Origin of the sequence: Streptosporangium sp. NPDC000563 (genome assembly GCF_040299985.1) — a bacterium.
GTDB lineage: Bacteria > Actinomycetota > Actinomycetes > Streptosporangiales > Streptosporangiaceae > Streptosporangium.
Map to the genome: position 1 here is coordinate 976,528 of NZ_JBEPDA010000001.1, position 22,632 is coordinate 999,159.

Consider the following 22,632-nt stretch of genomic DNA (forward strand, 5'->3'; position numbering starts at 1 on the left):
GTCTCCGCCGGGTCAGCGCGAGCGGTTGTGCAGCCGCTCCAGGTCCATGATGACCACGGCCTTGGCCTCGATGCGCAGCCAGCCTCGCTGGGCGAAGTCGGCCAGCGCCTTGTTCACGGTCTCCCGCGAGGCGCCGACCAGCTGGGCGAGCTCCTCCTGGGTGAGGTCGTGGTGGACCCGTACGCCGTCGTCGATCCGCTGGCCGAAGCGGTCGGCCAGGTCGAGCAGGGCCTTGGCCACCCGGCCCGGCACGTCGGTGAAGACCAGGTCGGCCAGCACGTCGTTCGTACGGCGCAGGCGCTGGGCGAGGGCGCGCAGCAGGTGGAGGGCGACCTCGGGGCGGCCGGTCAGCCAGGGCCGCAGGTCGTCGTGTCCGAGCCCGGCCAGGCGGACGTCGGTCAGCGCGGTGGCCGACGCCGTACGGGGACGGGGGTCGAACAGGGACAGCTCGCCGAACATCTCGCCCGGGCCGAGCACGCTGAGCAGGTTCTCCCGGCCGTCCGGCGAGGTGCGGGAGAGTTTGATCTTGCCTTCGAGCACCACGTAGAGGCGGTCTCCGGTCTCGTTCTCGCTGAAGAGGGTCTGTCCCTTGGGCAGCTCCACCTCCGAGATGCTCGTGCGCAGCGCGGCGGCGCTCTCACGGTCGAGCGCGGCGAACAGAGGGGCCTTGCCCAGCACGTCGTCGGAGTTCACAGTGCCTCCTGTTTCACGGCTCACGCAGTCATTGTGACCCATCCCGCCGCGCCACTCTCCAGAGGGCCTTGAGCGTAGGCTGTCGGAGTGCTTCGCAACGTCAGCCCCGGTGGTGAATCCCAGCTTGCCCTGGTCCGTCGAGCTCGTCGAATGGATCGGATTCTGGTGGAAACCTATCCTGACGCCCACTGCGAACTCGACTTCCGTGATCCTCTCGAATTACTGGTCGCGACGATCTTGTCCGCCCAGTGCACGGACAAAAGGGTCAATACAGTCACTCCTACCCTTTTCGCAAAATATCCTACGGCGGAGGACTACGCAGGTGCCGACCGGGCCGAGCTTGAGGGGATCATCCGGCCGACCGGCTTCTTCCGCGCCAAGACCACCAGCATCATCGGCATGGCCCAGGCCCTGTGCGAGCGCCACGGCGGCGAGGTCCCCGGCCGCCTCAAGGACCTGGTGGCCCTGCCCGGAGTCGGGCGCAAGACCGCCAACGTCGTGCTCGGAAACGCCTTCGGGGTGCCCGGGATCACCGTCGACACCCACTTCCAGCGGCTCGTCCACCGCTTCCGCTGGACCTCGGAGACCGACCCGGTGAAGATCGAGCAGGTCGTCGCCGGGTTCATCCCGAAGCGCGACTGGACGATGATGTCCCACCGCCTGATCTGGCACGGCCGCCGGATCTGCCACGCGCGCAAACCGGCCTGCGGGGTCTGCCCGCTCGCCGCGCTCTGCCCGTCGTACGGCCTGGGCCCCGTCGACGCGGCCCAGGCCGCCAAGCTGGTGCGTCCAGGGCCTTTCTCGTGATCTCCCCCCTGCCCGTCGCCGGATGACCGCCCGGCCTGCGTCTCCCGGTGTCTCCCCGTGTCCTCCGGCGCCTCCTGGGTGTCTCCCGGTGTCGGTGGATCCGCGAAGGCCGGGAAGCGCGGGGCGGGGCATCGTGTTGCAGAGAACCGGAGGTGTGCCCGTGGAAGAGGTCCCAGGGTGGTTGGAAACGCTGACGGAGCGGGTCACGGGGATGCCGCCCGCACCGCTGCTCCGCCCTCCGGTGTCCGGGGGGCGGCGGGCGGCGGTCCTCCTGCTCTTCGGCGAAGGGCCGCTCGGCCCGGACGTGCTGCTCATCCAGCGCAGCTCGCGCGGGCGTACGCACGCGGGACAGCCCGCGTTCCCCGGGGGCGGGGTGGATCCCGAGGACGACGGCCCGATCGGTGCCGCGCTGCGCGAGGCGGGCGAGGAGACCGGTCTCGATCCGGCGGGCGTCCGGGTGCTGGGGACCATGCCCGAGCTGTATCTGAGCCACAGCGACAACCGGGTGACCCCGGTGCTGGGCTGGTGGCACACCCCCTGCGCGGTGCACGCGGCCTCGCCCGACGAGGTGGAGTCGGTGGAGCGGGTCCCGATCCGCGAGCTCGTCGACCCGGCCAACCGGATCGTCCTGCGCCACCCGAGCGGTCACCAGGGGCCGGCGTTCCGGGTGCGCGGGCTGCTGGTGTGGGGCTTCACCGCGGGAGTGCTCGACGGGGTGCTCGGTGGTTCCGGCTTCGAGCTTCCCTGGGACCGGTCACGGGTCGAGGACATCCCGCCCGACGTCCTCAACCTCGCGTCCCGTTGACAGGGCGAGGCCGAGGCGGGCCCAGTCGGCCACGTCCTCGTCGGGATCGAGGGTGAGCCGCCGCAGCGCGGCCAGACCCGTCGGGTCCGGCGGGCTGCCCATGATGTTCGGCAGCGCGTACGCGGCCCCGTACCTTATCCGGGGATCGTCGTGCTCGGCGAGGGCGATCACCGACGGCAGCGCGCGGCGGTCCCTGAGATGGCCGAAGGCGATCAGCACCGAGTAGAGCACCAGGCAGTCGTCCTCCCGGACGGACATGGCCCGCAGCACCGGCAGCGTCCGGTCGACGAAGCCGAGCCGTCCCAGGATGTCGACCCCGAGCATCCGCTCGGCGGCGGTCTTCCCCGAGCACAACCTCCGTGCCGCGGTGAAGGTCTCCAGATCGCCGCGTTCCTGCAGCTGGGTGATCGCGCGCCAGCGTGCCGCACCCTCCTGATCGCGTTCTCGCAGCGCGGTCTCGATGAGAGACTCCACCGCCGCCCCTCCGATCATCGCCATCTGGCCACGATAACCGCAGAGAGCTCACGGAAGGGGTGCACGCGCGGGGCGGTGGCTGGATACCGTAAGGGAGTGAGCGGTGATCTCCTCGATCTCATCCTGATCGCCCTGATGGTGGCCTTCGCGGTGTCGGGATACCGCCAGGGGTTCATCATCGGGGCCCTGAGCTTTGTCGGTTTTGTCGGTGGCGGCCTGCTGGGCATGTTCATCGCCCCACCCCTCGCCGGGGCGGTGGTCGACGGCGAGACCGAGCGTGCCCTGCTCGCGATCGTCATCGTCTTCCTCACCGCCACGGTCGGGCAGTTCGCCTCGTCCACGATCGGCGCGGTGGTCCGCAGCCATGTCACCTGGGAGCCCGCCAAGGTCGTCGACGCGGTCGGCGGCACCTTCGCCAGCGCCTTCTCCGTGCTGATCATCGCGTGGCTGATCGGCTCGCTGGTGGCGTCGTCGCAGTTCACGCTGATCAGCGAGCAGGTCAACAGGTCCCTGCTGCTGAGCACGGTCGACCAGACGCTGCCCAGCGCGGCCAAGGACCTGCAGGTGCCGTTCAAGAACTTCATCAACACCTCCGGCTTCCCCAAGGTGTTCGACGCCATCGGGGGCGGCCAGCTCGTCGACGTCTCGCCGCCCGACCAGAGCGTGGCGAAGGGCAACAAGCAGCTCACCCGGGCACGCCGGGGCATCGTGAAGGTGCAGGGCGTCGCCACGAGCTGCCGCAAGCACATCGAGGGCACCGGGTTCGTCTACGCCCAGAACAAGATCATGACGAACGCGCACGTGGTCGCCGGGGTCAACCAGGGCCTGCAGGTCACCGACTACCTCAACAAGACCCACCCGGCCAAGGTCGTGCTCTACAACCCCGACCGGGACATCGCCATCCTCCACGTCCCCGGGCTCAACATGCCGATCCTGCGCTTCGACGGCACCGCGCAGAAGGGTGACGACGCGATCGTCGCCGGATTCCCGCACGGCCACGGCTACACCATGAACGTGGCCCGCATCCGGGTGCAGCAGAAGGCAAAGGGCCTCAACATCTACGAGCGCAAGTCCGTCGTCCGCGACGTGTACGCCATCCGCGGCCTGGTCCGCCAGGGCAACTCGGGTGGCCCGCTGCTCACCACCGACGGCAAGGTCTACGGTGTCGTCTTCGCCGCGGCCCTCGACCAGCAGGAGACCGGCTACGTGCTCACCGCCGCGGAGGTCGCGCCGGACGCCGAGGACGGCTCCAAGCTCTTCAACCAGGTCGACACCCAGGAGTGCGACCAGAACTAGCCCGTCGACGAGAACCCGCGAACGGCTCCCGGAGCCCTTCGCGGACCGTCACGGCCTCGCCCTCACCGCCGCGCGGAGGGGCGAACGTCAGAGAAGGGCCTCGATCCTGGCGATGGCCACCTCGGCCTCCAGGTCGTCGAGTTCGTGGGCGGTCCTGGCGATCAGCTCGTACGGCATCCCGTAGCGGCTGATCCGGTCGGCGCCCCGCACGAACAGCGTCGCGGCCCCGCGCCGGTTGCCCCGCTGCAGGTGGGTGAGGCCGACGCAGATCTGCGCCAGTCCCTGCCAGAGCTCGCGCTCCTCCTCAGGGGAGTTCTTCCAGCGGCCCTCAAGCACCTCGTGGGCGTGGAACGGCCGCCCCTCGCCGAGCAGGCGGCGCGCCTCGGAGATCGCCTCCTCGGCGCTCGGCGCGTAGTCGTCGGGGATGCGCTCCACGCCCTCGGCGCCGTGGGGCAGCGGGCGGCCGAACGCGTCGCGGGGGCGCTGGTTGCGCGGCCTGCCGTCGGGATCCCGGTCGCGTCCACTCATCGGTCGGGCTCCGGGTCGGACAGCCAGGCCACGAGTTCGGCGTCGAACTCCTCGGGGCGCTCCTCGTGCGGGAAGTGCCCGGCACCCTCGATGAGCCGCCACCGGTAGGAGGCGGCGACGTAGCGGCCGGAGCCCTGGGCGGTGCGCGGCAGGATGTGCCCGTCGAGCGCGCCGTGCAACTGCAGGGTCGGCGCGTTGACCTGGGTGCGCATGGTCTTCGCGTAGCGCCACCCGTCGGGGCGGAGCTGGGAGCGGCCGAACCAGCGGTGATACTCCAGCGCGCAGTGCGAGACGTTGCGAATGCGGAACGCGTCGCGATAGGTCTTCGCCACGTCCTCCTCAGGCCAGCCGGGCCCCGACCACTGATCGAGCAGCCGCCCCACCCTGGCGCCGGAGTCGGCGGTCAGACGCCGCTCGGGAAGCAGTGGCAGCTGGAAGCCCAGCGCGTAGCGGGCCGCCCTGAACTGGCCGAAGGGCTCGGTGAACAGCGTGGTGCGGAGACGCCGGGGGTGCGGTGCCGAGACCGGGACCAGCCGCAGGACCGCCTTGGGATCCGTCACGGCCATGGTCCAGGCGAGCAGCCCGCCCCAGTCGTGGCCGACGACGACGGCACCGGTCTCGCCCAGCGCCCGGATCAGCCCTGCCGCGTCGGCGGCCAGGGTGTGCAGGTCGTAGCCGCGCGGAGGCTTGTCGCTGGCTCCGTAGCCCCGCAGGTCGACGGCGACGGCGCGATAGCCGGCCGCGGGGAGCGAGACGAGCTGGTTGCGCCAGCTCCACCAGAACTGCGGGAACCCGTGGAGCAGCAGCACGAGAGGGCCCGTACCGGCCTCCACGACGTGGAAGCGGGTGCCGCCGGCGTGGACGGAACGGTGGGTCCACGGGCCCTCGATCCTGACCAGGGACTCGTCGGGCCTGCTCACTGGCTCGGTCTCACCGGGTCGCGATGGCCGCCCGTCTGGCCGGCCGTGGCCACAGCCGTGTCGAGAGCGGGGTCGTGCCCGCCGCTCTTGATGGTCTTGAGCGAGCGCAGCGTCCGCTTCATCCCGGTCAGGCCCTTGAGCCGCCGTATGCCGATGAAGACCAGCAGCGCGGCCACGATCAGGTAGAACACGGTGACGATCAGGAAGGCGAGCCAGGTCCACACACCTGCGGCGACCAGGGCGTAGGCGATCGTGAAGGAGGCGAGGATCAGGCACAGGTGCGCCATGAACGCCGCGGCGCCGAAGAGCCCGGCCGCCGTACCGACCCGTTTGGCGTCGAACCTGAACTCGGCCTTGGCGAGCTCGATCTCGGCGCGTACCAGGGTGGATATGTGGTCGCTGGCGGCGGCGACCAGCGCGCCCAGTGACTCCTCCTGTGGTTCCGCGGGCGGGATATGTGTCATGGACGATCTCCTATCGAGGGCCTTTGTCGAACATCATGCTGCGCGTCGAGGTGGTCGCGCACGCACACCCGCAGCGGAACCGGCGCCGCGAGCACGCCGGGGTGATCGCGTACGTGTCATCAAATACCTGCGTCATCAAGACTTCCGACTTTAGTCCTGAGGCGGAAGGGAGGCGTGGGGCTGCACCCGTTTGGTGAGGTCTCGGCTGTTCGGTGGTGAGAACCTGCACCGCGGGTCCGCCGCCGGGCGGACGGCACGTGAAGCCGCTGCGGGACCGTCGGACCCCTGACCGGGACGGCGACCGCCGGGGCGACTCCCGCCCCCTGAGGGAAGGAGTTCCCGGTTCCCGCGGGCTACGGCGGCCTTCGGCCGTGAAGATGATGTTCAACGGGCCGGGTGCTACCCCGGCGGCGGGCCGGTGAACATCGCCGGGCCGATGAGAGCCGACGAGAAAAGGCTTCCGGGCGAGAGGGACCCCGTCACCGCGGTGACCGGCGGGAGGGCCGGGAGACGCCGCCGTCACCGGAGCCTGTTGAAGGCCCGGCGACGTCGAGGGACCACGGGGAGCCTTCCGGCGAGACCACGTGAGACCACGTGAGACCACGTGAGAGCACTGAAGGTCCGCGACGGCGACGTCGAGGGACCGGGAGCCCGCGTGAGTTCGCCGGAGGCTCCCGGGGAGGGCTTCTCACGAGGGCTCGGAGTGCTCAAAAGCTCCGGGTGGGCCGTGTCTTCGGCGTCTTCGGCGTCTTCGGCGTCTTCGGCCCACCCGGGTTTTCCGGTCGGCTCAGTCCTCGCTCTTGGCGCTGGGCAGCTTCTCCGAGATGAGGTTCATCACCGTGCTGTCGGCGAGGGTGGTGACGTCGCCGACGCTGCGGTTCTCCGCCACGTCACGCAGGAGGCGTCGCATGATCTTTCCGGAGCGGGTCTTGGGCAGCTCGGGGACGACGAGGATCTGGCGCGGCTTCGCGATCGGGCCGAGGGCCTTGGACACGTGGGCGCGCAGCTCGGCCGCGATGTCCTCGCCCTCCTCGGCGTTGCCGCGCAGGATCACGAACGACACGATGGCCTGCCCGGTCACCGGGTCGGTCGCGCCGACCACGGCCGCCTCGGCGACCTTCGGGTGGGAGACCAGCGCCGACTCGACCTCGGTGGTGGAGATGTTGTGCCCGGAGACGAGCATGACGTCGTCCACCCGGCCGAGCAGCCAGATGTCGCCGTCCTGGTCCCTCTTGGCGCCGTCGCCCGCGAAGTACATGCCCTCGAAGCGGGACCAGTAGGTGTCGATGTAGCGCTGGTCGTCGCCCCAGATGGTGCGGAGCATCGACGGCCACGGGTCGCGGATCGCGAGGTAGCCGCCACCGCCGTTGCCCACGCTCTGGCCCTGGTCGTCGACCACGTCGGCGGTGATGCCGGGCAGCGGGCGCATGGCCGCGCCGGGCTTGCCCTCGGTGACACCGGGCAGCGGGCTGATCATGACGGCGCCGGTCTCGGTCTGCCACCAGGTGTCGACGACCGGGGTACGGTTGCCGCCGATGTGCTCGCGGTACCAGATGTAGGCCTCGGGGTTGATCGGCTCGCCGACGCTGCCCAGGATCCGCAGGGACGACAGGTCGTACTTCGCGGGGATGTCGTCGCCCCACTTCATGAACGTACGGATGGCCGTCGGGGCCGTGTAGAGCAGCGTGACCCCGTACTTCTGCACGATCTCCCAGAACCGGCCCCGGTGCGGGGTGTCGGGGGTGCCCTCGTAGATGACGCTCGTCGCGCCGTTGGCGAGGGGGCCGTACACGATGTAGGAGTGGCCGGTCACCCAGCCGATGTCGGCGGTGCACCAGTAGACGTCGGTGTCGGGCTTGAGGTCGAACACCGCGTTGTGGGTGTAGGCGGCCTGGGTGAGGTAGCCGCCGGTGGTGTGCAGGATGCCCTTGGGCCTACCGGTCGTCCCGCTGGTGTAGAGGATGTAGAGCGGGTCCTCGGCGTCGTTCGGCCGTGCCTCGTGGACGTCGGACTGCCGGTCCACGACGTCGTGCCACCAGACGTCCTTGTCGGTCTGCTCCACGTCCTGGCCGGTCCGCCGCACGACGAGGACGTGCTCGATGCCGGGGCACTCCTTGACGGCCTCGTCCACGGTCGGCTTGAGCGCGCTGGGCGCGCCACGGCGGTAGCCGCCGTCGGCGGTGACCACGAGCTTGGCGTCCGCGTCCAGGATCCGTCCGCTGAGCGCGCTCGCGGAGAATCCGCCGAACACCACCGAGTGGATCGCTCCGATCCGGGCGCAGGCCAGCATCGTGATCGGCAGCTCGGGGATCATCGGCATGTAGATCGCGACCCGGTCGCCCTTGCCGACGCCCAGCTCGGTGAGTGCGTTGGCGGCCTTGGAGACCTCGCGCAGCAGGTCGGAGTAGGTGAGCGTACGGGTGTCGCCCTCGGGCTCGCCCTCCCAGTGGTAGGCGACCTTGTCGCCGCGGCCCGCCTCCACGTGGCGGTCGACGCAGTTGTAGGCGATGTTGAGCTCGCCGCCGACGAACCACTTGGCGAAGGGCGGGTTCCACTCAAGGGTGGTGTCCCAGCGCTTCGACCAGGTCAGGCGGTCCGCCTGCTTCTCCCAGAAGGCGAGGCGGTCCCGTTCGGCCTCCGTGTAGGCGTCGGCGGTCACGTTCGCGGCCGCGGCCAGGTCGGCGGGAGGTGCGAACCGCCGGGTCTCCCGCAGCAGGTTCGACAGCGTCTCCTGGGTCTCACGCGACTTGGAACCAGGGTTCTCCGGGGCCACTACGCACTCCTCACGTACTGCTATCGACGGTCGTGTCCCACTTCACCAGGCCACATGTGTCCGCCACAAGAGGTCTAGACAGGTCTGTACCAACCGGTGATGAGGGGCCATATACGGTCAAACGCCTCATTTCTAGGGAGTTCCACCCACGGAACGCTGCGTTTTCGACACCGTAGGAATGTGGACGGCGTTGTTCAATGTGCGGTGGCGAGGTGGTGCGCCGGACGGTGCCATGCGCTCGGTGAACGGTTCGCACGCCGTGTTCCCCGAGCCGCCCCCGGTAAGCCTCCTGAGCCTCCTGAGAGAGGGCTCCCTGCGAGGGCTCCCGAGGACGGGGTGCCCCGAGGAGCTGTCTTCCCGGAGGTCTCGCGAAGGCCGCCTTCTCCCGCGAAGGCGGCCTTCCGAGGAGGTCTCCGTGGGTGGCCTCTCAGCGGCGAGGTCTTCAGAAAGGGTCTTCCCGGGCGGTCTCCCACGCATCTCACGGCCTCTCAAGGGTCGTTTCCCGCGGGGGAGGCTCCTTCGGACGGGCGGAGACGCGACCCGAAGTGCCGCATGGTCTGGCCGAAGTCCCGCCGAACGGCCCCGATAGGGTCGGGCAGCGTGAGCGACCCATTGGCTGTCATCGCGGGAATGCCCGGAGTGTCCGAGGCGGTCACCGACGCGCGCAAGGCCGTCGACCGGCTCTACGGGCACCGCGTGCTGCGACGTAAGAGTCCGGAGGTGTCGGCCAGATCCGCGTTGCGCGGCGCACGCGCGTCAGCGGCCCTGGAGGGCGTGGACGTGCCCCTCGAAGCCATCCCCGAGGTCACCGATCCCGTGGTACAGGGCGCGCTGCGGGTCTCGGCCGAACTCGGGCGACTCGGCGCGACCTGGCGGTCGGCGCCCCGCCAGGTGCTGGCCAGGCTGCATACGCTCGCGGCCTCGGGGCTCATCGGAGACGGCGGGGGTACGGGGGACCTCGGCCGCCCCAGGGCCGTCGCGGAGGCGCCCGACCCGCTCGGCCTGGGGGCCGCCCCCGGTCCGCAGGAGACGGTGGCACGGGTGGACGGGCTGGTCCGGCTGGTGACGGCCTCGTCGAAGGCCCCCGCCCTGGTGCTCGCCGCCGTCGTACACGCGGAACTGGCCGTGCTGCGCCCGTTCGGTACGGCGGACGGTGTGGTCGCGCGGGCGGCGGAGCGGTTGACGCTCGTGGAGTTCGGCCTGGACCCGAAGTCGCTGGTCGCCGTCGAGGTGGGCCACCTCGAACTCGGCTCCGCCTACGGGGAGGGGTTGCGGTCATATCTGAGCGGTACCCCCGAGGGCGTCGCCGCGTGGGTGCGGCACTGCGCGTCGGCGGTCACGCTGGGCGTACGAGAGGCCACGGCGATCTGCGAGGCCATGCAGCGCGGCTGACCTCGGACCGGCCGGCCGTGGGCTCAGCGGGTCGGTGCGAGGGCAGTGGGGTCGGCGGGGGCGGGGCAGCGGGGCGGCGCGAGGACACTTGCCCGCGTCCCTGAGCCCGTCCGCGCATTCGCGTCCGACCTGCCCCGGGATCGGCTCGATCGCACCCGTGGCCTGCCCGCCTACTCACTCATTGGTGCCGCTGAGTGACGACTGACCGCGCGTTCGATCACCGAACGTCACTGATTGCGGACATCCGGCGGGATCGGCCGTACATACCGACGGCGCCCCTGGTGTGGGGGCGCCGTCGCCGACATGTCCCGACCGAGTTACCAAGCGTGCACCTGATAATCGCTGAAGCGGGGCAAGCCCGATTCAGCGCGCCTCCCGCGGCTGACGGTACGTGGGTACTCGGCGGCCATGCCCGGACAACTGGTCCGTAAAACCTTTGTACGTCCGATCCGCGCAGATGGGAACCCCTGGGAGCAAGACCTTTACGGATCAGGGGACATTAATGGACGAATCCTCTCTTATGTCGTTTTATGCTTCGCTGCGCATGCCCGGTGTGGCGTCCGGCGGGTGCCGTGACGCCTCGGTGGCGATTACCGAGCGTCACCGTCGTTCGTGTGTGCGTGGCGCGCGCCTCGGCGGGACCGTGTCCGGAGACTGGACCGTTGCATTAAAAAAACTGGTGGAAATCCAGGATTACTCCTCGACGGAACTCAAGTTGATCGGGCAGCATGAGGTGTTATCTCCCCAAACCGGAGTAACTGCGCAGGTCGCAACACGACCCTCTCGCTGTGCTCCGGTCGGTTGTTGAAGGCTTTCTTCCGAAACGGGACCGGCTCTACCCCCCCAGAGCCGGACCGGTTGGCGACCCCCGCTCTCTCCCCCCCGGCGGGGGTCGCCCTTTTCTTCGAGCGCCCTCTGCCCCGGCGGCATGACCTCCCGACCTCCCGACCTCCCGGCCGACGACCGGTTATCCACAGGCTCTCCCTGTCGGCAAGGGTTATCCACAGTGCGGCGTTCGGTTTCCCCTGATGGGGAGGTCGTCGCGGAAAGTGGAGCCCCCGCACCCCAGGGAGGCATCCGTGGACCGTCCGCTGATCATCACCGAAGACCACGATCTGCTCGACGACCTGCTTCGTGTAGCCGCCGCGGCCGGAGCCGAGCTCGACGTCGCCCACGTGCCCGCGCACGCCCGGCCCTATTGGAACCGTGCTCCGCTGGTCGTCGTCGGGGGCGACGTGGCCGACGCCCTGGCCGCGACCGGTCCGCCACCTCGCTCCCGTGTCTTCCTGGCCACCCACACCTCCGAAGATCCCGACACATGGCGCAAGTGCGTCGCGGTCGGCGCTCAGGGCGTGCTGGAGTTGCCCGCCGCGGAGCGACAGCTGGTCGACGAGTTCGCCGACGCCGTCGAGCCGCCCGCGACACCCGGCTCCGTGGTGTGTGTCGCGGGAGGGCGGGGAGGAGCGGGAGCCAGCGTCCTGGCGGGTTCGCTGGCGATGGCCGCGTCCCGGCGGCGCATCCGCACCCTCCTCGTCGACGCCGATCCGCTCGGCGGAGGTCTCGACCTCCTCCTCGGCCAGGAGGAGTCCGACGGGGCGCGCTGGTCGGACCTGGTCGCCCGTGAGGGCAGGGTGAGCCATACCGCGCTCCAGGCGGCCCTGCCGACCTTCGCCGGGCTGACCCTGCTCTCCTTTCACCGGGGCGAGGTCGATCCGATCCCGGCCGAGGCGATGCGCTCGGTTCTTGAGGCGGGCCGCAGGGGCTTCGACCTGGTCGTCGTCGACCTGCCGCGCCACCTCGACGAGGCCGCTGTGGAGGCGCTCGGACGAGCCGCCACGACCCTTCTGGTCGTCACCGCAGACGTGCGCGGCGTGCTCGCCGCAGCCCAGGTGCTCGCCGGGCTGCGCGGGCACACGGGTGAGGTGCGGGCCGTCGTGCGCAGCGGGGTCCTGAACGACGACGTGGTGGCGGCCTCGCTCGGCATCCCGCACGGCGGCAGCCTCCCCGACCAGCCTCGTCTGGCCGCCGCGCTCGAGCGGGGGGACGTCCCCCCGCTCGGCCGCCGCACCTCTCTCGGGCGGTTCTGCTTCGCGTTCCTGCACGAGTTGTTCGGGCCGGACGCGTGAAGCGGGCCGACACAGCCGTGACGGTCTCGCCGGAGCTGGTGGAGGCGGTCCGCGTACGACTGGCTCGAACGGGCGTCGAGCCCAGTGCCGCGCACGTCGCGGTCGCGCTGCGAGCCGAGCGGGCGATGCTCGGTGACGCGGAGATCCTGGCGGTGGCCCGGGTCCTGTGCGCCGATCTCATCGGGGCCGGTCCTCTGGAGCCGTTGCTGGCCGAGGCCGAGGTCACCGATGTGCTGGTGAACGGCCCACGCGAGGTGTGGGTCGACGACGGCGGTGGGCTACGCCTGACGTCGATCGTCTTCCCGAGCGAAGACGCTCTCCGGCGGCTGGCGCAGCGCCTCGCCTCCGCCGCGGGCAGGCGCCTCGACGACGCGTGCCCGTACGTCGACGCACGTCTCGCCGGAGGTGTCCGGCTGCACGCCGTCCTTCCGCCCGTGGCGCCCAACGGCACCTGCCTCTCCCTGCGGCTCCCGCCCAGACGCACCTTCACCCTTACCGACCTGGTCGAAGCGGGCGCGATCAGGGCCGACAGCGTCTCCGTTCTCACGGCGGTGATCGAGTCGAGGCTCGCCTTCCTGGTCACGGGCGGTACGGGTACGGGCAAGCCGAAGCACTACTTGTGACACCATTAAACCATGAGCGAGTACATCCCCCAACGAGCCGTCATCTTGTGCCGAATCAGCGACGCCCGCGACGAGGACACGACCGGAGTCGACGACCAGGAGCGGCACTGTCGTGGAGTGGCCGACCGCCTCGGCTGGAAGGTCTGGAAGGTCGTCGTCGAGAACGACGTGTCCGCCTACAAGCGACGGAAGGTCCAGCTCCCCGATGGCACCCACGGCCTGCGGACCGTCCGGCCCGGCCTGCGCAACGCGATCACGTGGCTGTCGACCGGCGAGGCCGACGGGCTGATCGCCTACGACCTTGACCGGGCAGCCCGCGATCCCCGCGACCTTGAGGACCTGATTGACGCCGTCGAGATGCGCAAGCCACGGCCGCCGGTGGCGTCGGTTACCGGGTCACTGCGGCTCGCGAACGACGCCGATATCACCATGGCGCGGGTCATGGTAGCTGTAGCCAACAAGGCCTCCCGGGACACGGGCCGCCGGGTCTCAAACGCTCGCCTGCGCATGGCGACCAACGGTGAGTACGGCGGCGGGATCCGCCCATTCGGCTTCCTGAAGGACGGCGTCACCGTGGAGCCGGCCGAAGCGGCCGAGATCGTCAAGGCGACGGACGCCCTCCTCGCAGGGGCGAGCCTCCGTTCCGCCGTCCGCACGATCAACGCTGCGGGTGTCAGGACGTCGCGTGGCAAGGAGTGGAGCACGGTCGAGCTGAGGGACGTGCTCCTGCGTGCCAGGAACGCTGGTCTCGCCGTCCACAAGGGCGAGGTGGTAGGCCAGGCCTCCTGGCCCGCGATCGTCCCTGAAGAGTCCTGGCGGGCAGTCGTCGCGCTGCTGAGCGACCCCGCACGCAAGACGTCGCCGAGCAACCGGGCGCGGTGGCTCGGGTCCGGCATCTACATCTGCGGGGGGTGCGGGGAGACCGTTATCTGCTCTCGCTCCAGCCAGGCCCGGAACCCGTGCTACCGGTGCCGCCCGCCACGTGGAGGGTCCCAGCGTCCGGGCAACCATGTCACACGAACTGCGGCACCGCTGGACGCGTTCGTGGAGGAACTGGTCATCGAACGGTTGTCCCGGTCTGACGCGGTTGAACTGCCCCTGCAGGACCGGGGGGAGGACGTTGCCCCTCTGCACGTCGAAGCTGTCACGCTGCGGGCCCGGCTCGACGAGCTGTCGACGCTGCACGCTGACGGGGCGATCGACGCCCGCCAGCTCGTGACGGGCAGCACGCGGCTCCGCAGCCAGCTCAAGGAGGTCGAGAACCGGATCACCGCAGCGAGTCAGGGGAGCGTCTTCGCCGGGGTCGTTGGCACGGAGGACCCACGGGCCACGTGGAAGGGGCTGGACCTCGGCCGGAAGCGCGCCATCCTCGACGCATTGATGACCGTGACGATCCTTCCGGCCCGTCACGGGCGGGCTTCTGACGGCAGCTACTTCGACCCCGCCTCGGTGAGGATCGAACCGAAGCGGTGACCAGGAGGCCGAGGGAGGAGGCGCAAGCGCCCCTGTCGGCCTCCTCCCGCATGGCTCAGCGGGGCTCAGGCGGCGTTGCGGGTGCTCTCCGGCTCAGCAGCGGCCGGAACCGCGCCGCGCATCAGGATCGAGATGCGGGCCTTCTGCTCGGCCGTGAGCGGCGGAAAGCCATCGACGATTTCGCGGACGAGTGCCGCGTACTTGTACTCGTTCACCTCGGCCCTCACAGGTTCGACCTGCTTCTGTCTCGTGCGTTCTCTCACGGGTTCAAGGATTCCGGCCGGGGCGAATGGGCGCCAGTTACGACATAACTAGACCCTTTTGCGACTTTCGTTGAGTTGGGATGTGGTAGCCAGGCCATGTGGAGCCGTGATAGGGCTACTCCGAGACGGCTACGACACCATGGGGGCGCGTTTTACCGAAGCCTCCAGAACGCCCCAGGGTCGCCCTGTAGCCGCTTGGCGAGAATCCCGAGGGCGGTAATTGATAGGGCTGGAGAGCGACTCTCAGGGCCGTGTGGAGGCTAATGCGGCCGAAGGTCGAGGAAGCGGCCGAGGGTATCCATTCCCGCGATTAATTGGCCGGAGGTCGTGTCATTGGCCGAGGGTGTCCGTCCCTGATTTCCTGCATCCTCCAGCCTGCGGGTTCGGTGTGTGCCCCTTCAGTGTGCGAGCGCGGAGCGCGCGCACCCGTAGTACGAAGTACTACGGTCTACCCCTCTAATGACCTCTTCTTTTGGGGAGCCTCCGTGCACCCCACCCGGAGTCCTGGTGCACCCCCCCTGGAGTCTTCGGGCACCCCCTCCACTTTGACCGGGAGCCCTCGAGCATCCTCGCGCGTCGGAAATCCCAACTGGAAATCGGCTACGCGCTACTCGCCCCGCCTCTGGTGACCAGGAATTGCTACCGGATAGGGCCATCCTGGTACCGTGTAATTGCGGCATAAGCCATGAAATCAAAAAGGCCCGCGAGTGCGGTAACACTCCGGGCCGGTGAGACGAAGGATTGGGCTTCATCTATGGACAGTGTAGCAGGTCAGAGGGATATTGAGCGATTCGCACAGGCTAACATTCGCGTCGCACTCTCGGACCATTTAACAGCTTTCGACTGCCTCATGTACTGGTATTTCCAGTCGAACATGGACTACTACAACGGCCTTACGAAGCCGTTCAAGCGCGCCGATCTCATGGACGTTTTCGGCGTGAGCGTAGACACCATCAAGCGGTCCCTGAAGCGCCTCAGCTCCTCGGGCTGGATCAGCCTGGAAGACCTCGGTCACGAAGGCCAGCGGCCAACCCTCCACGACTGGCCGTCCGCTGAGGACACGTTCCACGGCATCAGGGATACGAAGTTCGCCAAGTACCTGGATGGCAAGGGCTGGGCGCGGCTCTCCCGCGAAATCATGTTCAGCGGCCTGTCGCCCCGCCAGATCCGGATCTGGGTCGTCCTGATGATCCTCAAGGGGCACGACAAGAACCGGCCGGAGAGCTTCGGGTGGGCCTACATCACGCACGCCGAGCTGGTCGCGTTGATCCGCGATCCCGGAACCAAGCTGCACCCCAAGACAGTCGGATCAGACACCGAGCAGCTGGAGGAACGCGGCCTCGTCGAGATCGACGAGTACGCCGTCCACGGCCGGATGAACCGCTACCGGCCGACTGACCGGCTCCACATCATCATGGTGGAGGTCGAGCCCGAGGCCGAGCAGGAAGAAACCGCCGAGATCATCGACTACATGCCCGGCTCGGAGCACATCCGCATCTGCCTCGAACTCCTCGACCGCTGGGTCAGTGGAACGATCGGCGAGGACTGGCGGGATCACGAATACGAGCGGGGCGAGGAGTATGACGAGGTTCTCGACGCCATCGAGAAGGCGCTCGAGGAAATGGGCGATCCGGCGATTGTCCGCATCCGGATCAACACCGGCCTGAAGACCTACGGGCCCGGCTACCCACTCGACTTCATCAGCAAGGTCCTGGACTTCAACGCCGACCCGCTCAGCGATGAGGAACTGACCAAGCTCCTGGACCACATCGACAGCCGGAGCCACTGAAAGGACACCAGCCGAGGACTCCGACATGCCAGCCTTCCCGGCCGTGCCGTACTCGGCAGTCACGTTCCCCGATGACGAGTGCCTGATCGTGCCCATGCGCCTGGCGGAAGGGCTGTGTACCGCCGGGACCGTCCTGCTCTGGCTGCTGCTGGTCCGACTCGACGAGAGGCACCCCGAGGTCGAGGTGTCCATGGCGCAGCTGGAGCGGCACACTGGCTGGACCCGCGCGGAAATCGGGGAGCATGCGCGGGCACTGGCCGCCGACGACTGGGTGAAGATCGGCAGGGGAAGCGTGCCCGTGGCCTACGTCTACCGGCTCCAGCGCAGGCCGACCGTCACCCAGATCAGGGAGTGGGCTGAGGACCTACGCGAGCCGAGGCGAAATGCCCCGTCCGTCCCCGTCCCGCTCAGCCCGCAGACCCACAGCCTCACGCGGCGTTCTGGCTCGGGCGGGTAGCTGACCCGCTACCCCCGCAGTAAATCGGGCGAGCGACGGATGCCCGATGCTCTCGACCACCCCATCGGACCCATACCGCGAGGCCTTCCCCGGCTCTCCGTGTCGTCCGGCAGCCCAGTCTCTCCGCACCGGCTCGGATTTTCTGGCCTGACGTCCTCGATCAGGACCACCGCGGATTGCCTTTCCGCAGGTCAAAAATAGTGCCGTATTTTCCTGGACCTCAGCCGGCGAAAATCGGCGAGGGTCTGGCCCGGGTCCTCTTCCACCCCCTACAGCGACACCCTCACGTCACGTGCCGCCTGGTGCCTACCGTGACCGTCGACCCCGTGCCCTGGTCCTCGTCGACCAGTTCGGCACCGTGCCGCCAACTCTCTGCCGTCGACCAACTGTCCCAGGCCCTCGGACACCTGACTCAGCGGTCGGGCTCAGATGGAGGCTCCTCGAACACGGCTCGGACTCGCTCGACAAATCGGGTGCCCCTCACCCAATTTCGGCGGACAAAGGGCCCAAGTACACCCTCCTCCTGAGCGATGCGGTGTGTGGCCAGAATCTGGGCGCGGGTATAGCGGCGACGCGTACCGCGTGGGTCATCGCTGGTGGAGCGGTTCTTGGTGGCAGGAAGGATGCCATCCCGCTCCCACTGACGAATGGTGTCAGGCCTGCGGTTCAGAACGGCGGCCAGCACCCCGATGGGGAAGAGGTCGAAGTCCCTGCCACGCTCCGAGACATAAGGCCTATAGCCTCGCAGCGGATTCGCCGGAGGCTGCGGATCGGGCGGAGGCTTCCGAGCAGGCGCAGCGGAGCCCGTCGGCTTGTCGTCGGCGCGCTCTTGTCGCTGAAAATCCGGCTGGTCGAGGCGAGGGCGACTGTTCCGCAGGGCAAAGCGGATGACATCACCCTGGCGGGCCCGGAGGTTGCCCCCGCCGATGTCGAAAAGATCAAGGCCGTGCTCCCGGGCGAAGCCGAGGACCCAGTCGTTGTCGACGTCGAGGTGGTCAGCGATCCTCTCGACGCTCCACAGGGGGTCTTCTCCAGGCGGGCACATGTCCGCCATCCTGGCGTACTACACGGGGCGATCCCTGCCACTTACCGGCAGCCGTCGACCAACTACGCCAAGTCCCCGGCCCCCTGTCGGTCGGGCCTTGGGTGCAGTCGGGCGCCGAGGGGGCCGGAACAGTGGCCGTGTCCGGCCGACTCGCCTGGTTCGTCAGGAGACGCGGTGGAACGAGAACTCGGTGCCCTTTTTGTCTGCGGGGATCAGCTGGTACACCGTCACGCCGCAGGCGTCGCATGAAACTGGGTTCCAGCCGAGTAGGGCAATGAGGTTCTCGCATTCGGAGCATTGAACGGCTGGGGTGTCGCATTGGTCGCAGCTGCCGCCCGTTATGGGGGAGCCGTCACCTTCCACATCAGGCCGCTCTGCTAGGTCGACTGAGCCGTGCTCGCAGTTGTCGGTCGGGCAGCTGTGCCACGGTGGTTCGTATTCGTCGTCCATGAGTCATGGCTATCAGGCCTGCGCGGGGTCGGGGTAGCCGGTTTCAGGATCGTCCCCTCTAGGCAAGCCTGCGACCGACGTACCCGGCGGGCGGCCGACGGCACCGCGTACGTCACCTGTACGTGAAATCGGTGACGTACCAACCCTCGGCGCCCTGGCGTCACGACTCAACCCGGGTTCGCCTCGGTAGTCCGGTTGGATGAGCTGCTGACAAACCCCGCAGACGTGCTCCACTCCCGAGCACCACCTCCGGCTTGGTCCTCCGCCCGCGCTTCAGATGTAGCCCTCCGTGTGTGAATTCCCCTGTCGGCAAGCCGATCGTCGGGCAAAGTGGGCGTCATGCGGCGCTTCCCCCAATTCGTCCGGCGACTCCGCCGCCAGCCCGTTCTTGAGACAAAATCAGCCAAGCTACTGCCGATCGGCTGGGCCTTAACCCTCACCCTGGCGCTTGCTGTGACGGCGACAGGGCTGCTGTTATTCGGCGCGTTAGCCTGGCTTGGGCTCCCTGCTGCCACCGGTAAGCGGCCAACCGTCGCCGAGTTCCTCGACACGTTGAAGATCGTGCTTGCGGTCATCGGCGGAATCGGCGGCGTAGTGGCCTTGGTCGTCGCCTACCGCAAACAGCGCATCAGCGAGGAGGAGAACCATCGGGCCCGAGAAACCGCTCGGCGTGAGGACGTCAAGCTGTATGTCGACCGCTTCGACAAGGCCTCAGGCAAGCTGGGGGACGCCTCCGCCGCCGTCCGACTGGCTGCCGTTCACGCCCTGGCCTCCCTCGCCGACGATTGGTCCGGAGGCCGTCAGATGTGCATCGACGTGCTTTGCGCCTACCTTCGCATGCCACTCGAACCCGACGCTGACCAGGACCCTGCAGGGCTGGCCACCTGGCGGGCCATGCGAGAAGTACGCGCCACGATCCTGCGCCTCATAGGTGCGCACCTGCACCGTGACGCCCCTATCTCCTGGGCTGGGGCCGACCTCGACTTCACCGGCGTTGTCTTCGACCAGGGCGCAGATTTCAAACATGCGGTGTTCTCGGGCGGCCAGGTCTCGTTCGCTGACGCGGTGTTCTCGGGCGACACGGTCTGGTTCACCGACGCAGCGTTCTCGGGCGGCCAGGTCTCGTTCTTCGGTGCGAAGTTCTCAGGTGAAATGATCTGGTTCACCGGTGCCGAGTTCTCGGGCGGCACGGTCTCGTTCGATGATGCTGAGTTCTCCGGTAGGGCGATCTCGTTCGGCGATGCCGAGTTCTCGGGCGGCGAGGTCTCGTTCACCGACGCGGTGTTCTCGAGCATCGGCATGGTCTGGTTCGGGCGCGCGAAGTTTGCGGGTGGCGAGGTCTCGTTCACCAACGCAGCGTTCTCGGGCGGCACGGTCTTGTTCACCGACGCAGCGTTCTCGGGCGGCCAGGTCTCGTTCTTCGGTGCGAAGTTCTCGGGCGGCAAGGCCTCGTTCTCCGGTGTGGAGTTCTCAGGCGGCGAGGTCTGGTTCAGACACACGGAGTTCTCGGGCGGCGAGGTCGTGTTCAGCGATGCGGGGTTCTCGGGCGGCGAGGTCGTGTTCAGCGATGCGGGGTTCTCGGGTGGCAAGGTCGTGTTCAGCGATGCGAAGTTTGCGGGTGGCGAGGTTGATCTCACAGCTGTTGCTGACTGGTCCTGCCCACCTATCGGGCTTCCTGACACGGCGGAGGGGCTACGACTCCCAGGGCAGCCCACAGCGCAACCAACTGATGAAGCTGGAGGCCAGTCGGCGAGCGGCGATCTGAACAGGGCTTCTGGCGCCAATGCCACCGGAGCGGTATGAGCCGCGCGACTTGGATGCTCTAGACGAAGGCTCGGCGGTTCTGCTGCCAGGGAGAGGCGATGAAACAGTCCTGGAACGTGCCGAATGACTTCTGGGTGATGCAACGACGAGCCCGTTGGCTGCGGACCCTGCGGGTGACCATCCAGGGTGAGCCCGAGCAAAAAGGAGCCAGGGGACGGCGGTCGGCAGTCGATTTCCAGCAGCAGGTCATCGACCAGATGGCTGTAGCTGGGCGGCGTGCCTTCACTGGGCCCGTTGCGCTGGACCTGTTCTTCAAGACCAGCCGCAAGAATCCGCCGGCGATCCATCGCGTCGCCAAGCACGTGCTCGACCTGCTCGGTCCAGCCGATTCGGCGGTCCGGCCGCGCCGAAGCAGTGTGCTGTACCGCGACGACCGGCAGGTCAAGTTCTTGTACGTGGACCTGGACCAGGCGTGGAACCGTGACGAATTACGAGCCTTGGATCCGGCGTCGGCGAACCCATCGGACATCTGGGCCCCACCTGCTCCTCGGTCCAGCCAGCAGCTGCTCCCCCCCAACCCCACGGAACCGACGAGTGACGGTGAGGGTTTGCGTCCCCGTATCGTCCGGTCCCATGAACCCGGCGGGCGGACGATGCTTATGGCTCGCCCCGGCCGGGACGTCATCGCCGATCTCATCTTGGCGAACCGGCTCAGGCATATCCGAGATGACGAGGATGACGAGGACTCCAGTCCTTTCGTCGCCCCCGACCTCCCCGACGACTTCGAGGACCCCCCAGACGATCCCACGATGTTTGGCGACGAGGACGCGGAGCTGTGGGCGTACATCGAACGTTCCAGCCGATTCTGGTGGCTGACACGGTTTCAGGAGGCGGTCCTGAGCCAGATTGACGCAGCGCTCTGCGCTGGCTTGTGCATGTACTTCGACGGCCTGTCCCAGACGACGCCGCCTGGTTGCCCTGAGCCGTATCGCAGCAACTTCGACCGTCTCCTCTCCGACTCGCGGACTATGAGTCGGCGGCAGCTTCTGGCACACCCGCTGACGCTGTCACTCCCCGGGCTTCCCCGAAACGGCCGCGAAGGCGAGGAGTTCAAATCGGCTCTCCGGCAGCGCATGGAGGAGTTCAAGGCGCGGCGCCCAATATTCAACTTCCTGACCGTCCCGGTGAAGATGACCTTCCTGGTCGTGCCTCCCGAGCAGGGCAAGGACCTCGACAACATCGCCCTGACGGCCGTACCTATCGCGCATGAGGTGCTCAGACCCCACATCGAGCCGCATCTGCTGGCTCCCCAGCCTCTCGATGATGAATCCGCTAGATGGTGGGCGGAGGCGCTTCGGCGGCTGCGGTCGCTCAACGCGAACAGCGTGACCGCCTACCAGGTGATCGAGCTGCCCCGATCCCCCCAGGACCCGCCGGAAGGGGTTCTTCGGCTAGCGCTCGGAGTGGCTTCGCGCCGCAGCTGGTGGGACCAAACGGCGGACTACGTCAACAAACGGATCGACACGGCTGATGATGTCGCGGATTGGGACCTGCACCTCTGGTAGAGGCTAGGCGTAAGTGGCGGCTGACATGGGGCTCCTGCGGGTCGAGGATGTGGTGGTACAGCGTTCCCACGCTCACCCCCAGCAGCCTGGTGATCGGGTGCGGGTGCCCGACGCCGTTAGCGTCGGGCACTGGCACGCCGCGCCCAGCGCGGTCACATCGCGGTATCGAGCCCGTACCACGGGTTACGCCTGCGCCGCTGCTCCGCATGCATGACGCGGGCCTGGGCGGTGCCGAGCCGCCGACACGCCTCGTCCCGGCGGCGGAGCTGTTCGGCCATGTGCGGCGCACCGAGCCGGTCCCACGCCGCCAGCCACTTCACCGCGCTCGGCTCCGGCACGCCGCATATGTCGACGATGACCTCCACCGTCTCGCGGTGCAGACTGCGTCTTCCGCCCAGCTGGGCTCCCACGGTGGACCGCCGCAGGCTCCCGCCACGGTCGTTGACCTCGTCGACCAGAGCGCGCTGCGACAGGCGCTGGGTGGCCAGCAGATTACGCAGTCCCTGAAGCAGGTCGGGGTAGTCGCGGAAGTGCGGCGGTTCGCCGTTGTTGTCCCGGATGCGCTGCGCGCCCACGGCGGCGGAGGCGGCTCTCCATCGGAGACGGAACTCCTCCTTATCGAGGCCGAGCACTTTTACCAGGACGTCCACCGTGGCGAACGGGGGCAGGACGCGCCCCGACAACGCCCGCGACACCGTGCTCTGCGAGAGGTTGGCTTTCGTCGCCAGCTGGTTCTGCTTCCACTTCAGCTCCTTCAGCCGCCCCTTCAGCGGTGTGATCAACGCGGCCACCCTCCTCTTGGCCTCGCTGTTCCTGGTGATGTCGATCACGGTCCATGTCATCGGCGCTGGATTCCTCCTCGCTCGCTGCAGGTCGGGATGACCTGCGGTGATGGCAGGAGCATGGGGTCGTCGGCCTGCGATGT

At 68.4% G+C, this 22,632-nt stretch carries 21 protein-coding genes; 11 read left to right on the forward strand and 10 right to left on the reverse strand.

The window, feature by feature from the left end:
• Positions 1-12: 12 nt before the first annotated feature.
• Positions 13-693: a Crp/Fnr family transcriptional regulator gene (locus ABT352_RS04575; RefSeq protein ID WP_350942481.1), complete on the reverse strand. Its 681-nt coding sequence runs from the start codon at positions 691-693 to the stop codon at positions 13-15.
• 87 nt (positions 694-780) lie between these two features.
• On the opposite strand from ABT352_RS04575, the gene nth reads away from it, so the two are divergent.
• Together nth and ABT352_RS04585 are read left to right on the forward strand one after the other, a co-directional pair.
• Positions 781-1,500: an endonuclease III gene (nth, locus tag ABT352_RS04580; RefSeq protein ID WP_350942482.1), complete on the forward strand. Its 720-nt coding sequence runs from the start codon at positions 781-783 to the stop codon at positions 1,498-1,500.
• A 160-nt stretch (positions 1,501-1,660) separates the two neighbouring features.
• Positions 1,661-2,305: an NUDIX hydrolase gene (locus tag ABT352_RS04585; protein ID WP_502992778.1), complete on the forward strand. Its 645-nt coding sequence runs from the start codon at positions 1,661-1,663 to the stop codon at positions 2,303-2,305.
• Here ABT352_RS04585 and ABT352_RS04590 read toward each other — a convergent pair.
• Positions 2,255-2,803, reverse strand: a complete 549-nt coding sequence (locus ABT352_RS04590) for a HEAT repeat domain-containing protein (protein WP_350942483.1) — start codon at positions 2,801-2,803, stop codon at positions 2,255-2,257. The genes ABT352_RS04585 and ABT352_RS04590 overlap by 51 nt on opposite strands.
• A gap of 72 nt (positions 2,804-2,875) precedes the next feature.
• On the opposite strand from ABT352_RS04590, the gene ABT352_RS04595 reads away from it, so the two are divergent.
• Positions 2,876-4,075, forward strand: a complete 1,200-nt coding sequence (locus tag ABT352_RS04595) for a MarP family serine protease (RefSeq protein ID WP_350942484.1) — start codon at positions 2,876-2,878, stop codon at positions 4,073-4,075.
• 87 nt (positions 4,076-4,162) lie between these two features.
• On the opposite strand, the gene ABT352_RS04600 is transcribed toward ABT352_RS04595, so the two are convergent.
• From ABT352_RS04600 to acs, 4 genes are all read right to left on the reverse strand, one after another.
• Entirely contained in the window at positions 4,163-4,603 is a 441-nt protein-coding gene (locus ABT352_RS04600; RefSeq protein ID WP_350942485.1) for a DUF309 domain-containing protein, read from the reverse strand.
• Entirely contained in the window at positions 4,600-5,523 is a 924-nt protein-coding gene (locus ABT352_RS04605) for an alpha/beta fold hydrolase (protein WP_350942486.1), read from the reverse strand. Before ABT352_RS04605 ends, ABT352_RS04600 begins: the two co-directional genes overlap by 4 nt.
• Positions 5,520-5,987, reverse strand: coding sequence for a phage holin family protein (locus ABT352_RS04610; RefSeq protein ID WP_350942487.1), 468 nt, complete (start codon positions 5,985-5,987; stop codon positions 5,520-5,522). Before ABT352_RS04610 ends, ABT352_RS04605 begins: the two co-directional genes overlap by 4 nt.
• A gap of 787 nt (positions 5,988-6,774) precedes the next feature.
• Positions 6,775-8,760, reverse strand: coding sequence for an acetate--CoA ligase (acs, locus tag ABT352_RS04615; protein ID WP_350942488.1), 1,986 nt, complete (start codon positions 8,758-8,760; stop codon positions 6,775-6,777).
• 600 nt (positions 8,761-9,360) lie between these two features.
• Between acs and ABT352_RS04620 the strand changes: the two genes are divergently transcribed.
• From ABT352_RS04620 to ABT352_RS04635, 4 genes are all read left to right on the forward strand, one after another.
• On the forward strand, positions 9,361-10,152 hold the full coding sequence (locus tag ABT352_RS04620) for a Fic family protein (protein WP_350942489.1): 792 nt from the start codon (positions 9,361-9,363) through the stop codon (positions 10,150-10,152).
• Between the two features lie 1,079 nt (positions 10,153-11,231).
• Positions 11,232-12,278 carry a septum site-determining protein Ssd gene (ssd, locus tag ABT352_RS04625; RefSeq protein ID WP_350942490.1) on the forward strand — a complete coding sequence of 349 codons (1,047 nt, stop codon included), beginning with the start codon at positions 11,232-11,234 and terminating at the stop codon, positions 12,276-12,278.
• Entirely contained in the window at positions 12,275-12,901 is a 627-nt protein-coding gene (locus tag ABT352_RS04630) for an ATPase, T2SS/T4P/T4SS family (protein ID WP_502992780.1), read from the forward strand. The genes ssd and ABT352_RS04630 overlap by 4 nt, the downstream gene beginning before the upstream one ends.
• A gap of 12 nt (positions 12,902-12,913) precedes the next feature.
• Entirely contained in the window at positions 12,914-14,374 is a 1,461-nt protein-coding gene (locus tag ABT352_RS04635) for a recombinase family protein (protein WP_350942491.1), read from the forward strand.
• A gap of 65 nt (positions 14,375-14,439) precedes the next feature.
• Here ABT352_RS04635 and ABT352_RS04640 read toward each other — a convergent pair whose 3' ends face one another.
• Positions 14,440-14,589 carry a hypothetical protein gene (locus ABT352_RS04640; RefSeq protein ID WP_350942492.1) on the reverse strand — a complete coding sequence of 50 codons (150 nt, stop codon included), beginning with the start codon at positions 14,587-14,589 and terminating at the stop codon, positions 14,440-14,442.
• A gap of 898 nt (positions 14,590-15,487) precedes the next feature.
• Here ABT352_RS04640 and ABT352_RS04645 point away from each other — a divergent pair.
• Together ABT352_RS04645 and ABT352_RS04650 are read left to right on the forward strand one after the other, a co-directional pair.
• Entirely contained in the window at positions 15,488-16,426 is a 939-nt protein-coding gene (locus ABT352_RS04645) for a hypothetical protein (protein ID WP_350942494.1), read from the forward strand.
• 25 nt (positions 16,427-16,451) lie between these two features.
• Positions 16,452-16,883, forward strand: coding sequence for a hypothetical protein (locus ABT352_RS04650; protein WP_350942496.1), 432 nt, complete (start codon positions 16,452-16,454; stop codon positions 16,881-16,883).
• A gap of 412 nt (positions 16,884-17,295) precedes the next feature.
• Here the strand turns inward: ABT352_RS04650 and ABT352_RS04655 are convergent, their stop codons facing one another.
• On the reverse strand, positions 17,296-17,937 hold the full coding sequence (locus tag ABT352_RS04655) for a hypothetical protein (RefSeq protein WP_350942498.1): 642 nt from the start codon (positions 17,935-17,937) through the stop codon (positions 17,296-17,298).
• A 153-nt stretch (positions 17,938-18,090) separates the two neighbouring features.
• Positions 18,091-18,378 (reverse strand): hypothetical protein, encoded by a 288-nt coding sequence (locus ABT352_RS04660; RefSeq protein ID WP_350942499.1) that lies wholly within the window; start codon positions 18,376-18,378, stop codon positions 18,091-18,093.
• Between the two features lie 339 nt (positions 18,379-18,717).
• Between ABT352_RS04660 and ABT352_RS04665 the strand changes: the two genes are divergently transcribed.
• Positions 18,718-20,181: a pentapeptide repeat-containing protein gene (locus tag ABT352_RS04665; RefSeq protein ID WP_350942500.1), complete on the forward strand. Its 1,464-nt coding sequence runs from the start codon at positions 18,718-18,720 to the stop codon at positions 20,179-20,181.
• A gap of 59 nt (positions 20,182-20,240) precedes the next feature.
• Positions 20,241-21,707, forward strand: a complete 1,467-nt coding sequence (locus ABT352_RS04670) for a hypothetical protein (protein ID WP_350942502.1) — start codon at positions 20,241-20,243, stop codon at positions 21,705-21,707.
• A gap of 152 nt (positions 21,708-21,859) precedes the next feature.
• Here ABT352_RS04670 and ABT352_RS04675 read toward each other — a convergent pair whose 3' ends face one another.
• Complete coding sequence (locus tag ABT352_RS04675) at positions 21,860-22,549, reverse strand: helix-turn-helix domain-containing protein (protein ID WP_350942504.1); 690 nt, start codon at positions 22,547-22,549, stop codon at positions 21,860-21,862.
• Between the last annotated feature and the right edge of the window lie 83 nt (positions 22,550-22,632).

What these genes read in the sequence shown, in the direction of transcription:
- ABT352_RS04590 (WP_350942483.1), bottom strand. Translation starts at nt 2,803, where the DNA reads ATGGCGATGATCGGAGGGGCGGCGGTGGAGTCTCTCATCGAGACCGCG.
- ABT352_RS04600 (WP_350942485.1), bottom strand. Translation starts at nt 4,603, where the DNA reads ATGAGTGGACGCGACCGGGATCCCGACGGCAGGCCGCGCAACCAGCGC.
- ABT352_RS04610 (WP_350942487.1), bottom strand. Translation starts at nt 5,987, where the DNA reads ATGACACATATCCCGCCCGCGGAACCACAGGAGGAGTCACTGGGCGCG.
- ABT352_RS04635 (WP_350942491.1), top strand. Translation starts at nt 12,914, where the DNA reads ATGAGCGAGTACATCCCCCAACGAGCCGTCATCTTGTGCCGAATCAGC.
- ABT352_RS04645 (WP_350942494.1), top strand. Translation starts at nt 15,488, where the DNA reads ATGTACTGGTATTTCCAGTCGAACATGGACTACTACAACGGCCTTACG.
- ABT352_RS04650 (WP_350942496.1), top strand. Translation starts at nt 16,452, where the DNA reads ATGCCAGCCTTCCCGGCCGTGCCGTACTCGGCAGTCACGTTCCCCGAT.
- ABT352_RS04655 (WP_350942498.1), bottom strand. Translation starts at nt 17,937, where the DNA reads ATGGCGGACATGTGCCCGCCTGGAGAAGACCCCCTGTGGAGCGTCGAG.
- ABT352_RS04660 (WP_350942499.1), bottom strand. Translation starts at nt 18,378, where the DNA reads ATGGACGACGAATACGAACCACCGTGGCACAGCTGCCCGACCGACAAC.
- ABT352_RS04665 (WP_350942500.1), top strand. Translation starts at nt 18,718, where the DNA reads ATGCGGCGCTTCCCCCAATTCGTCCGGCGACTCCGCCGCCAGCCCGTT.
- ABT352_RS04670 (WP_350942502.1), top strand. Translation starts at nt 20,241, where the DNA reads ATGAAACAGTCCTGGAACGTGCCGAATGACTTCTGGGTGATGCAACGA.
- ABT352_RS04675 (WP_350942504.1), bottom strand. Translation starts at nt 22,549, where the DNA reads ATGACATGGACCGTGATCGACATCACCAGGAACAGCGAGGCCAAGAGG.